Raw genomic sequence first — 13,716 nt, forward strand, 5'->3', positions numbered from 1 at the left:
CCATGTATAATCTGCGGTGGCGTTATGTGGAACCGACGCCATCGTGTTATGGAACAGATGAATTTGAATTCGATCAGGATTGTCCTATCACCTTCTCTTTCTGGAAAGGGCCTCTGATGATCTCCGTTCAAAACCTGACCAAGATCTATGGTCGCCAGACCCTCTTTCGTGAGATCTCCTTTTCGGTGAACGCAAAGGAGCGGATTGGTGTCGTCGGCAGGAATGGCCACGGCAAGACAACCCTCTTCCGGCTGATTCTGGGGCTGGACGAACCGGATGAAGGTGCGATATCGATCCCCAGAAATTATCGTGTCGGCCATCTGGAGCAGGAAATACGCCACACCCATCTATCCGTCCTCCAGGAGGGGTGCAGTGCCCTGGGCGCCGGCAGGGAGGACGAGCAGTGGAAGGTGGAGAAAATTTTGGCCGGGCTGGGGTTTTCTTCTGCCGATCTCGCCGGTTCCCCTTCCCAACTATCCGGAGGATATGCGGTTCGCTTAAACCTCGCGAAAGTTCTGGTGTCGGAACCGGAAATGCTACTCCTGGATGAACCGACGAATTACTTGGACGTTCTTTCGATTCGCTGGCTGATCCGCTTCCTGAATGACTGGAAACATGAACTCATGCTGATCACGCATGATCGAGGATTCATGGACCAGGTTGTCACCCATACACTGGCGATCCATCGCCAGAGGGTTCGGAAAATCCAGGGCGGAACTCAGAAAGCCTACGACCAGATTTTGAAAGAGGAAGAGACCTACGAAAAGACGCGCATCAACGATGAAAAGCGCCGCAGGGATGTGGAAATCTATATTCAAAGGTTTCGTGCCAAAGCCCGGCTGGCGGGACTCGTCCAGTCGCGGATCAAGGAGCTTGCCAGGCATGAAAAGCTGGAAAAGCTTGAGCACCTTGAAACCCTGGAATTCTCTTTCCGGGAAGCACCCTTTCCCGCAAAATTAATGGGTGAAGCCGAAAATCTACACTTCAGCTATGCGGCAGGGGGTCAGGACCTTCTCCACGGGATCGGGTTTTCCATCCGGCCAGGAGATCGAATCGGCGTTATGGGGCAGAATGGAAAGGGTAAATCGACTCTCCTGAAAGTTCTTGCAGGACGACTGATTCCAGGGAAGGGGCAATTATCCTTCCATCCTTCTGTTCTCACAGGATACTACGCACAAACCAACGAGAAGGACCTGAACCCGGCCCTTTCCATTGTGGAAGAGCTCATGGCAGGAGGAGCCGGATGCACGGAGGAGGAAGCCCGCACTCTGGCCGGACTCTTTCTCTTTTCCGGAGATGCTGCGGAAAAGAAAATCGACATTCTGTCCGGGGGAGAAAAGAGCCGGGTCCTTCTGGCAAAATTAATGCTGGCACCCGCAAACCTTCTTCTCCTTGATGAGCCTACCAACCATCTGGACATGGAATCCTGTGACGCACTCCTTGCGGCGGTTGATGCCTTCCATGGAGCCGTGATCCTGGTCACCCACAATGAGACCTTTCTTCGCGCACTCGCATCCCGCTTGATCGTCTTTGATCGCGGAACCGTAAAACATTTTGACGGGACCTACGATGACTTTCTTGAACAGACCGGATGGGAAACCGATGATGAAATTCTGCAGAGACAAAAAGCCTCCAGAGGAGCCGGATCCTCCGCGGCAGGCAGGGGGCGGATCGATTCGAAAAGGGCAAGGGCCATTCTCATTCAGGAACGAAGCCGGACTCTGAATCCGCTTCAGGAAGAAATTACGGAGCTGGAATCTGGAATCGAAGCCCTGGAAGAGGAGCAGACAGCAGTGAATGAAGCTCTCATTGAAGCTTCCACCCGGGGAGATGGTCAGGCGATTGCCGATCTGTCCAGAAGGATGGGTCAGTTTCCGGATCAGATCTCCGCACTGTATGACACGCTTGCCGATCGGCTGGATCAGAGGGAACATCTGACCCGGGAATTTGAAAAACGGATGAAGGAAATCATGGGAGATCAGGCGGATTGAACCCGAGGTCGGAACCTGCGATAATGATCCTGTAGAGTATGTATGACTGATATCGAATCCTTACAGCCTCAGGCCCTCTGGTCACATTTTTCCAATCTCTGTGCGATTCCCCGAAGCTCGAGACATGAGAAGGCTGTCGCCGCCTATATCACAAGCACCGCCGAACGTCACAATTTACCCTGGGTCAAGGATAAGGCCGGGAATGTTGTGGTTTACAAACCGGCACATCCCGAAAAGAGAGGAGCAAGGAAGACGATCCTTCAGGGCCACATGGATATGATCTGGGATAAGAAGCGAAACCTGGACCACGATTTTTCCCGGGACCCAATCCATCTGAGGGTGGAAAGCGGGTACGTCAGGGCTGCAGGTACAACGCTGGGAGCGGATAATGGAATCGGTCTGGCGGCTGCGCTGTCGGTCCTGGAATCGACAGATCTTCTCCATGGTCCCCTGGAATTCCTGTTCACTGTCGATGAGGAAACGGGTTTGCACGGGGCCATGAAACTGGATACAAGCCTGATCCAGGGAAGACGTCTGTTGAACCTGGATACGGAGGAAGAGGATGCGTTTTATGTCGGATGTGCGGGCTATGTCGACACGCTCCTGACTCTCCCGATTCGAAGAGAACGGGATCTTCCGTCGGGATGGTGTACCGCCCTCGTCACAATTCGCGGCCTGACGGGCGGGCACTCGGGGGTGGATATTCACCTTCACCGGGGTTCCTCCAATGTTCTGGCCGCACGGGTGATCCGGGAACTGAACAGAGAATATGGAGCGAGGATCGTGACCGTAACGGGGGGGACGCGTCGAAATGCAATCGCCCGGGAAACCGAGGCCATCGTCGCTCTTCCGGGAAAGGATCTGTCTCTGGCAACCCAGCGGGTGCGTTCTCTACAGAAAACCTTCAGGGAAGAGATGAGGGGAGTAGACGATGATGTCTATGCAGCTCTCCATGGAGTGGGCATCACTCCCTATCCTCCCCTGACTGAACCCTCCAACCGGCGGGCCTCCGCTCTTCTTCGATCGATTCCCCACGGCGTTCTCAGTGTGGGACAGACTCAGTCGGAGGTGGTGGAAACTTCAACGAACTTTGCTCGCGTCCATACATCACGATCCCGTATCCTGATCGAAACATCCCAGCGATCGGCAAGGGATACCCTGAAGGATGCCGCTGCCGATATGGTGGCGTCCATGGGAAATCTTTCGGGCGCCAGGGTGCGCCACGAAGGGGGGTACACGGGCTGGAAGCAGGATCCCAGTTCTCCCACCCTGCGAGCCTGCGTTGAGATCTACGAGAGGATTTTTGGGTCGCACCCTCGACTGATCTCCGTTCACGGCGGGTTGGAATGTGGAATCTTTCACCAGAGAATCCCGAATCTTGATATGGTCTCCTTTGGTCCCACCATCGAGTTCGCCCATTCGCCGGAAGAACGAGTTTCCATCGCATCCGTGCGGAACTTCTGGAAACTCCTCACAGAGGTTTTAAAGGAACTTGACTGATCTACTTGTAACTCCCGTTATTGTCGGTCCATTCATGGAGAACTGCTTTATCGTCAGCCATCCTGATTCGAAACATTGCGTCATCATCGACCCCGGGGATCAGCCAGAAGCCATCCTTGGTGAGGTCGAACGGTCGGGAAGACGTCCTCAGGCGATCCTCATCACCCATGGCCATCTCGACCATATCGGTGCGGCGGGCAGGCTGAAAGACCAGCTGGGTATCCCGGTTTACCTGAAGAGGGAAGACCTTGTTCTCTACAGTTCTGCTCCCGAGCATGCTCTCCGCTACGGAATTCAAATGGACTCCCCCCCGGAGCCAGACGCATGGATGGAGGATCACCAGAACCTCTGTTTTGAAGGTTTTGCATTCCAGGTTCTCCATACGCCGGGGCACACCCCGGGACATGTGACCCTTCTGTGCGGTCCCCACGCTTTTGTGGGGGATTGCCTTTTTGCCGGTTCCATCGGGCGAACGGACCTTCCCGGAGGTTCTTTCGAAATCCTGATGCAATCGCTACGGGAGGTGATCCTTGCGCTTCCCGGTGCAACGATCGTCCACCCGGGACACGGCCCGGATACCACGATCTCCCGGGAACTGGCCACCAACCCCTTCCTTCGATAGGAAAGACAGCCTGAATCGAGTTTCCACAATTCATTGTCACTCATGAGGTCAAGAGTTGGAGGGGGCGCTCATCTACCGAGTCCACTTAAGCTTAAGTTACCCTTGAGGTCGATGAGGGGGAGGGGGTCCGGGTGCTCATCTACCGAGTCCACTTAAGTTAAAGATACCCTGGAGGTCGACGGGGCGGATGGGAGGGGGAAAGTCAAACCATTAAACCTTTTATTACTCCTGTCGTACTGTACTGAGGCCCTGTACCCGACCCGCGCAGTGTCAAAAAATAGGGATTCATCCTTTTCATGAAAGGGATATGTAGGGTAGGATAGAGGAGAAGGTTATCATGTGGATGGAGGGAGTTGTTGGACTCTGATCGGAAGCGTTCAGAAAAGTACGCAAGACTCAACAGGCAAAGCACAGAGTCGAAATCTTCGATCCATGCATCGGCTGGATCATTGAGCCCGGAATCCAAATCCAGGCATATTCTGGAAACCATGGTGGACGGTTACTTCGAGGTCGATCTCGAGGGTCGTATTCTCCACGTAAACCAGTCGCTTCTCTCTCAGATGGGGCACACGCTTGAGGAAGGCGTGGGCAAGTATTTTAGTGATTTCATGGAACCCCACCAGGCACGTCGGGTGTACCGTGCGTTTCGAAGGGTTCTCCGCAGACGAGTGGCTGAAAAGCTCTTGTCCCTTGAACTCAGGGCCAGGAATGGCCAGATCCGACACTATGAATCGTCGATCGTTCCGATTTTTGACGACTCGGATCATATTTCAGGATTCTGCGGAATCGCCCGCGATGTTACCGAGCGACATGTCATGCTTGCCATTCTGCAGGCCTCTGAACGCCGGTATAGGGATCTTTTCACGAATGTTTTTGACGGAGTATTTCGGACCTCTCCCGAAGGTCTGCTTCTTTCCGCCAATCCTGCCCTGGTCAAAATGCTCGGATACAGCTCGGAGGAAGAGCTCCGGGAAGCCGACATTGAAAGGGATATTTATTATGCAGGAGAGGAGCGTTCCGGCTGGATGGAGCGACTGTCTCGCGATGGCGAACTGAGGAATGCGAAGTTACGGCTGAGAAAGAAAGATGGAACGGTAATTCATGTCCTGGAAAATTCATACGCTGTAAAAAACCCCGGGGGAGAAATCCTGTTTTATGAGGGCACCCTGACCGACATTACGGAGATGAAGGCTGCTGAGGAACGTCTCCTGGCCTTTGAAAAGGCGATGGAGACGATGCAGCTGGGGGTAACCATTACAGATACGAATCGCAAGATCGCCTATGTGAACCCGGCGGAAGCCAGGATGCACGGATATGACGTAGAGGAATTGATTGGAAAGCCCTCAAACATTTTCGCACCCCGGGAAAAGCGCCGAAGGTGGACCGATCGTGAACTACAGAGGCTCACGAGCTGGGTGCGTGAGGGTGTCAACATACGGAAGGATGGAAGCACCATGCCTGTGCTTCTTTTTTCCGATGCCATACGGGATGCATCCGGTGAAGTGACCGGCATTGTCACAATATGTGAAGATATTACCGAACGAAAGCGCTCGGAACAGACACTCAGGGAAAGCGAACGGCGCTATGCCGATCTGGTCGAAGGGGCACCGGATCCGATCCTTACCGTAAATCTTGATGGTGTGATATTGACCGCCAATCCTGCTGCGGAAGCTGCATCCGGATTCAGCCATGATGATATTGTGGGTCACCACTTCGCTGAGCTCGGCATGGCATCCTCCAGAACACTGAAGAGGATCCAGCGGGAATTTTTTCGAGCCCAGAGGGGTGAGAAACGGCGCCCCATTGAGATTGAAATCGTCGACAAGGTGGGAAACCGAAAGTTCTTTGAGAGCAAGCCGCGCCCGATTTATAAGGACGATCAACTTACTGAGATTCAGGTCATTCTCCGGGATGTCACGCACCGTCGTTTAAAAGAAGAGCAATTAAAAGAGAGCCACGATATTCTCGAACATGCCGTGAATGAAAGAACGGAAGAGCTCCGTCAGGCGAATATTCTCCTTCAGGATGAACTGGAGGAACGACACCGTATAGAGGATGAGCTTAGAAAAAGTGAGGAAAAGTTCCGGTCACTCTTCCAGAATTCCAGGGATGCCATCTTTATCACGTCCCGATCGGGAACCATTCTGGACGTCAATGGTGCAGCCCTGGATATGTTCGGATATACGAGAGCGGAGTTGAAAAAGCTGAACGCATTCGATATCTATGAAAACCCCGAGGACCGTGAATCGTTTATTGACCATATCGAGGATGATGGATTTGTGAAAGACATGGAGGTCCGTCTGCGGAGAAAGAATGGAGCGATCCTGGAGACGATCATTTCAGCCACGCAGTGGCGCTCCAAAGATGGGAAAATCCTGGGATTTCAAGGGATTATCCATGATGTGACCGAAAGGGTCCGTGCCGAAGAAGCTCGAAGAGAGCTCGCCCGCAGATTTCGGGAGATGCTTGAGAATGTCAACCTGATGGCCATTATCCTGGATGACCAGGGACAGCTTGCCTTTTGTAATGAGCACTTCTGTTCTCTGACGGGGCATGGAAAGGAAGAAGTCGCCGGAATCAACTGGTTTGAGACATTTATTCCCCCTGAACTCCGGGAGGAACGACAAAAGAGTTTCTTTGCCAATCTTCCCCGGGGGAGGATCCCCATTCACGAAGAGCGTAATATCCTGACGCGGAATGGTGATCGGAAGCTTATTTTCTGGAATAATACGCTCCTCAGGGATTCGGAAGGCAATGTGAACGGGCTGGCCAGAATCGGGATTGATGTTACGGAGCAGAAGTCGATGGAACAGGCGCTTCGAGAATCCGAGCGCAGGTTTCGTCATATTTTTGAAAACGCGGTTATCGGAATCTATTCGACGACATCGGATGGTAAGGTGACGATGGCCAATCCGGCCCTGATCCGGATGCTTGGATTTGATAGTATTGAGGAACTTGCCAGGAAAAATCTGGAGGAGAGAACGGAATACGAGCCCGATTATGATCGAGATAAGTTCAAGGCCATGTTGGAAGGCGAGGGGGAAATTGTTGGCCTTGAAGCTATCTGGCATCGCAGGGACGGTGTGGCCATTAATGTCAGAGAAAGTGCCAGAATCGTTACGGATGAAGAGGGTGAGATTGTGGGATTTGAAGGCACGATTGAAGATGTTACCGAACAGAAATTAGCGGAAAGAAACCTCAAACAACGACAGCTTGCGCTCCAGCGAGTCTATGAAATTGCAACGATGTCAGGAGGATCCTTCCGCGATGTCTGCGACCTGACCGTACAGGCGCTTGTCGAACAGCTGGATGTACGCCATGCTGAAGTTGCAGTGTTTGATGGAGAAGAACAGCGTTGTATATCCACCATGGCGGACGGCATCCTGTTCCACGATCGAAAGATTGAAATCAGTGAAGGAGAAGATCTGACACATAACTGTGGACTTTGTGATCCAGGACTTCAGGAGGAAGGATTCTGTGCGGACTTTCCCGTGCGCCTTGGGTCCGGGAATCTTGGCGGATTGATTCGAATCCATCACGACGAGACCCGGGATCTATCCGATGAGGTCTGTCATATCATTGAGATTTTTGCTCGATATCTTGCCTATACCCTGGAAAATGAGCAGTTAGAAGCCCGTCTGGAGAGTTTCCAGAGGATGGAGTTACTCGGCCAGGTTGCCGCCGGAGTTGCCCATGAAGTTCGAAACCCACTGAATGCCATTCTTGCCCTGACCGAAGCTCTGAGCATGGATTTCGATTCCGAATCTGAGCACTGGCCCTTCCTAGAGCAGATCCGGGGCCAGGTGGAACGGTTGACGAACCTGATGAACGACCTGCTTCAGCTGGGGAAGCCGATTCAGAAGGCCAATCTTTTCTGGCTGAATCCCGTGGATCTATGCCTGGCCACAATTGAAACGTGGACGGAAACCCATAAGAGAGGAAGCTTGGATGTGCGAATGAATGTGCCGGAATCTCTTTCGGGTATCAGCATCCTGGCGGATGGCCCCAAGCTGCAGCAGGTTCTTATAAACCTGATGGACAATGCGCAGCAGCATAGCCCCCGGGACGCATCACTCCTTATTGATCTTGCTGTTCTGACACCGGATCAACTGCGGATCCGGGTAAAAGACCAGGGAACCGGGATTCCTGAAGAGAAGCTGAATCATGTTTTTGATCCCTTCTTTACGACAAGAAAGAGTGGAACGGGCCTGGGCCTGAGTATCGTGAAAAATATTGTGGAAGCCCATGGAGGAAGAGTCCGGGTTCGGAATAATACACCCAATCCGGGCGCGACGTTCGAGATTTTTATGCCCATTGGCGAAAAGGGAAGATCGTGAATCCGGGCATTCTGCTGGTCGATGACGATTCAGGAATACAGGCTTCCTTTTCGACATACCTTGCACGATCAGGATTTACCGTGACCCAGGCCGTGACCCTCGCAGAAGCCAGGGAACAACTGCTCCATCACAGGTTCGACGCAATCCTTCTTGACCTTCACCTGCCGGACGGAAACGGATCGGACTGGATTCCCGAAATTCGCGAGACGATTCCCGACATTGCGGTTATCGTGATCACTGGATCCGGGGACATATCAACGGCTGTTGAAGCGATGCGGTTGGGGGCGGATCACTTCCTGACCAAGCCCGTCAGTATGCCGGATCTGGTTCTCTTTTTGAATAAGAGTCTTGAGGTTGGAACGCTCAGGAAGTGGAATCGATCCCAGCGGCGGCAGGATACGCGTGATCCCTTTTTCTGGGGTACCAGCACGGCCATGCGAAAAATCCGGGAGCTGGCCAATGTCGCATCCCGGCATGCTTCTCCAGTATTTCTCAGGGGAGAAACAGGAACCGGAAAGGGTCTGCTGGCCCGATGGATTCATGACCAGAGTGACTGGAGCCGATCCCCGTTTGTTGAAGTTAACTGCTCCTCTCTGAAAGGGGATTTGCTGGCCAGTGAACTGTTCGGTCACACAAGAGGCGCCTTCACCTCTGCAGTTCGGGATCGACAGGGCCTGATCGAGCTGGCGGACGGGGGAACGCTCTTTCTGGATGAAATTGGGGACATGGATCTCGAAGTTCAGGCTCAATTCTTGAAAGTCATCGAGGAAAAGCAATATCGCAGGTTGGGAGATGTCACCCTGCGACGCAGTGAGTTCCGGCTTATTTGTGCAACGAACCGTGATTTGCCCCATCAACTCAAGGAAGGGATCTTTCGGGAAGACCTCTATTTCCGGATCCATGTCTTTCCCATCGAAATTCCTCCTCTACGGGAGAGAAGGGAAGATATCCCGGGTCTTGTGCAGTATATGCTGGAACGATACGGTGCGGGAGGTCTGGATGTAGACCCCGTAGTTCGTGACCAGCTATCCAGCTATCCGTGGCCAGGAAATGTCAGAGAAATGAGAAACCTGATTGAGCGGGCGGTTCTCCTTTCCACGGGCAATGAACTTACACTGGAACACTTCCCAGGTTTGGGGGGATCGAGAGAAAGTCTCCCGGCCGGTGCGGAGGTTCACTCCCTTCGTGAGCAGGAAAGACAATACGTCCGGCGTATTTTTACCTATTTCGGAAGTGATGCGGACAGGGCGTCAAAAGCACTTGGAATCTCGAGAGCTACGCTCTATCGAAAATTGAAATAGCCATCCAGGCGTTTTGTCTCACTTGTGAGACGGTAATCCCATATATGAGACAATCACGGTAGCTGAACCCCGAAAAACCAGGCTTTGAAAACCTGGCATCCTTTTTGCTTATGGGTAAATCATGAAACGAATTATTGAACTGATGGAACCTGAAGAAAGGAGGGAGTTATGAGCCATCGGATCCTGGTTGTGGATGATGAAGTCGCGTTTCTTCTGGGCATCCGCAAAGTCCTTTCGCGTCTCGAATGTGATGTGGATACTGCGGAAAGTATCGAGCAGGCGGAAAAGATCCTGAAGGAGGATAAGTTTGACGTCGTCATTACCGATCTTCGACTCACCGGTGTCCTTGGTGAGGAGGGTCTTGAGATTATCCGCTATGTTCGTGAGCTGAATCCCGAGACTCGCTGCATCCTTGTGACGGGGTACGGGAGCCCTGCCATTCGGGAGAAAGCCTATACCGAGGGTGTGGACTATTACTTTGAAAAACCGGTCCCGCCGAAGACGATTGTAGAATCGCTCGTCGCGCTTGGCGTACAGGAACGCCAGGCTAAGGCGTAAAAATCGTGGCGGATCGTCTTCCCGATGCACCGGCACTCAACGAATGGAGAGATTTCAGGAGGCAGGCAATGGATTTACATAAGATATTAATTGTGGAAGATTCGGAACTTCTGCACAGAATGTATGATCTGATTTTTATCACGTTTCGACAGAATGGGGGCGATATTGTCCACAGCTACAACGGTAAAGAGGCGATCAGTGCCCTGACAGGCAACCCGGACACGGATCTCATTCTTCTGGACACTAACATGCCCGTGATGGGGGGAATTGAATTCCTCGATTATCGAAAAGAACACGATTTCTTCCAGGATATCCCTACGATTATTGTCAGCACGGAAGGGAAGGAATCGGACACCCTGAGGGGACTGGAAGCCGGTGCAATTGCGTATGTGACGAAACCGTTCCGGCCCAGTGATCTCCATGCCCTGATCCGAAAGACCTTCCAGTCCCCTGCCTGAGGACCTGCGTTTTGTTCTGACAGTATTCTCCTTCGAATGGTTTGTGCGCTGGCAGGAGATCAGTATCATTGCCATCCAGATCATTTGAATGTCGGCCTAATCCACTGACGTAGTCAGTGGTGGGGCGCGGGGGCGAAGGCCCCGCACCATAAGTGAGACAACCTTTATGTAGAGTAATTAGCAGCAATTTTATTGTGTCTTTATGGATCTGCTACAATCTACGCACATGGACACGAAGACCTTTCCAGGTCCAGATAAAGGTGTCGGGTTTTCTTTTTACCCTGGTGAAATCCTCAAGGAACGATTCGAGATACTTGCCCTCCTCGGTATCGGGGGTATGGGAGAGGTTTACAGGGCTCATGACCTGGCTCTCAGGGAAACGATTGCCCTGAAGGTGGTCCCCCGCCAACGACTGACTCCCACGGCCCTGGAGCGAACCAGGAGAGAGGTTCGGGTCATCCGCCACCTGAGCCACCCCGGTCTTCTCCGGACCTTCGACCTCCACGAATCAAATGACCACGTCCTTCTCTCGATGGAGTACATCGAGGAGGAGACCCTCCAGCAGCACCTTGATACTGCCGGTCCCCTTAAAGAAGGGGCGATCCGACAGATGTTGGCAGGCCTGGTGGAGGTCCTCTCGTACCTTCACAGTCACGGGATCATCCACCGGGACATTAAACCCTCCAACCTCTTTCTCTCCAATGAAGGGCACGTTCGTCTCGGCGATTTCGGTATCGTCTATGTTGAAACGGAGGGTAATCTTACGGCGACGGGTGAGCTGATCGGGACCCCTTTCTACATGTCTCCCGAGCAGATTCTGGGCCGAAACCTGACTCCCGCAAGCGACTGGTACGCCGTGGGGGTCACCCTCTACCAGGCCCTCGTCGGCGCCCCGCCATTCACCGGAACCTCGGGCGAAGTCATGGAGGCCCACCTCCGGGACATCCTTCCACCCATTACCCGGAGGAGGGCTTCTCGGGCCCTTCGGCAGCTTCTCCACGGTCTGACGCTGAAAGACCAGTCCCGCCGATGGGGACAGGCCCAGGTACGACGATATCTTCAAGGTGTCCGACTCGCCTGGCTGCCCGGCCAGAGACGAAAGGCCCTTATTACCGCGGTATCAATCTTGCTTCTCACCACCCTGGCTATATTTGTTCAAGGCATCATTGCCAATCCTGAACCGACCTCCGCCGTCATCGAAGGCAGGCACGTTGCCGTCCACCGGGGGAACCGCCTCCTGTGGGAGAAGGACCTCAAAGTCCCAATTGAGAACGCAGTTCTTCTGGATGCCGACGGGGACGGAAGGAAAGAAGTTCTCTTATGTGGTCCCTGTGACCTCCGCAGGGAGGGTGAATCATTCGAAGTTCCCGTCTACGAGGGGAACGGTAAGATCTCCCTGCGCATCGTCCTCCCTACCCACCAACTCCAGGAAGTCTTTTCTTCCTTCACTCCCACATGGGGTCTCACGGTCGAATCGAGACCGATCACCTCACCTGACCATGAGGATCTTGTTCTGAGGCTGGGTCAGATTCCCTTCTTTCCCACGTTGACGACTCTCTGGTCTCCCTTGACGAGGAATGCCTATTTCGAATTCGCCCATGCCGGTCGCATTGCGAGAGTCCTTCCCTGGCAGGGTGGTGTTGCCATCCACGCCATGGCTCCCCGGTACCTTCACATGCACGCACTGGCCGTTACCGGGAGGCTGCGGCCCGACCTCAGGGTGCACAACCTTCTGAACGACGACCGTGTGATGGTCCCCTCCCTTACGGCCTACCACCTTCTTCCGATCATGGATGCCCACCGGGTTGACCTCGACTCCGACGGCGGGATCACGATCATTCTTCCCGAAGGACCCAGGATACTCCTCCCCGACGGGCGGCTTGAGGGTCAGAGGGAAGGCGCCGCCGTCAAGACGATTGACCTACTCCAGGGCTATGCCGGAATCTGCCGCCGCCTCCAGGGCGGCCAAGCCAGTGAAGCCCTGGCTGACATCGACCGGTATGCAGCCGAAGCCGAGTCCTTCGGACTCGAAGGTTACCGCGTCCTTTTCGAATGGTTGCGTGGCGAGGCTCTCTTCCGGAGGGGTGACATCGACGGGGCCCTGGATCACGGCAGGGCCCTTGCGGAGACCATCCCCACCTACGCCCTGGAGGCACGATTTCATGCCGGTTTCTACGCCTATCTCGCGGGCCGGTACGACGAGGCGGCCGAATCCTGGCTGAAGGGGGCCCAGCTCGACGGCATGGGCGCCGGGAAGATTTACGAGGCCTACGTCAACGCTGGTTTCGCTATGCTTCTTGGAAGCGCTGACCCGGCCACGGTGGAACAGACTCTCGACCTCCATGCCACCCTCGTCCCCGGGGGAATCTACCGGGATGCCATTGGGCTCCAAAAGGGGTGGATCCCCCTCCTCAAGGGGGACGCCTCAGGGGCTGCGGAGATCCTGAAGCCCGCCCTTCACCGGACCGACCAGGACCTTCACGCCGCGGGTTATTTCCTGGCCGCCATGGCTGCCGGGACCTACGATCCCGCCGTCATGGAGACCTATCTTGCCAGAGGCGCCCGCCCCCTCTTCCTTCTCTACCTCCAGGCCCTGGGTAGGGGCGACCGCGAGACCGCACGTCAGACCTGGACCCTTATCGAAACCCGCGCTCCCCACGACCCCGACCTCGCCCTGGCGGTTCCGCTGATTATCAGTATCCTTGGGACGAATCTTTAGATAGCTACGTGACTTACGTTTGGACGTTGCTGCCTTTATTCAAAGTTCCTCTCACCGTTGGCATCGACCGCGGTCACGATGAAGAAGCAGTTTGGTCCCGGTTCGGCTCCAATGAATTCCTCGTAATAGGCGTCCCCCCCCCCCTCGTAAATGCGGTTCGTAAATCCCATGTTATCTGAAATAAAATCTTTAGTAAGGTACCTGTATATCTCAAATAACATAGCAGTTAG

The 13,716-nt window shown here is 53.9% G+C and carries 8 protein-coding genes; all 8 read left to right on the plus strand.

From position 1 onward, the window contains the following. Positions 1–2 precede the first annotated feature (2 nt). The 8 genes from PLD04_11845 to PLD04_11880 all read left to right on the plus strand — a co-directional run bounded on the left by PLD04_11845 (position 3) and on the right by PLD04_11880 (position 13,486). A complete protein-coding gene (locus tag PLD04_11845; GenBank protein ID HXK69027.1) occupies positions 3–1,991 on the plus strand; it encodes an ATP-binding cassette domain-containing protein in 1,989 nt (662 codons plus the stop codon). A gap of 42 nt (positions 1,992–2,033) precedes the next feature. After that, positions 2,034–3,491, plus strand: a complete 1,458-nt coding sequence (locus PLD04_11850; protein HXK69028.1) for an aminoacyl-histidine dipeptidase — start codon at positions 2,034–2,036, stop codon at positions 3,489–3,491. Further along, positions 3,484–4,113: an MBL fold metallo-hydrolase gene (locus PLD04_11855; protein HXK69029.1), complete on the plus strand. Its 630-nt coding sequence runs from the start codon at positions 3,484–3,486 to the stop codon at positions 4,111–4,113. The genes PLD04_11850 and PLD04_11855 overlap by 8 nt, the downstream gene beginning before the upstream one ends. 356 nt (positions 4,114–4,469) lie before the next feature. Continuing rightward, positions 4,470–8,450 (plus strand): PAS domain S-box protein, encoded by a 3,981-nt coding sequence (locus PLD04_11860; GenBank protein HXK69030.1) that lies wholly within the window; start codon positions 4,470–4,472, stop codon positions 8,448–8,450. Beyond that, positions 8,447–9,751 (plus strand): sigma-54 dependent transcriptional regulator, encoded by a 1,305-nt coding sequence (locus tag PLD04_11865; GenBank protein HXK69031.1) that lies wholly within the window; start codon positions 8,447–8,449, stop codon positions 9,749–9,751. Before PLD04_11860 ends, PLD04_11865 begins: the two co-directional genes overlap by 4 nt. Before the next feature lie 168 nt (positions 9,752–9,919). Then, a complete protein-coding gene (locus PLD04_11870; GenBank protein HXK69032.1) occupies positions 9,920–10,309 on the plus strand; it encodes a response regulator in 390 nt (129 codons plus the stop codon). 68 nt (positions 10,310–10,377) lie between these two features. Then, positions 10,378–10,767: a response regulator gene (locus tag PLD04_11875; protein ID HXK69033.1), complete on the plus strand. Its 390-nt coding sequence runs from the start codon at positions 10,378–10,380 to the stop codon at positions 10,765–10,767. Positions 10,768–10,993: 226 nt separating this feature from the next. Beyond that, positions 10,994–13,486, plus strand: a complete 2,493-nt coding sequence (locus PLD04_11880; GenBank protein HXK69034.1) for a serine/threonine-protein kinase — start codon at positions 10,994–10,996, stop codon at positions 13,484–13,486. Positions 13,487–13,716 lie beyond the last annotated feature (230 nt).

The sequence above is a fragment of the Thermoanaerobaculia bacterium genome, assembly GCA_035593605.1.
Lineage (GTDB): Bacteria > Acidobacteriota > Thermoanaerobaculia > UBA2201 > DAOSWS01 > DAOSWS01.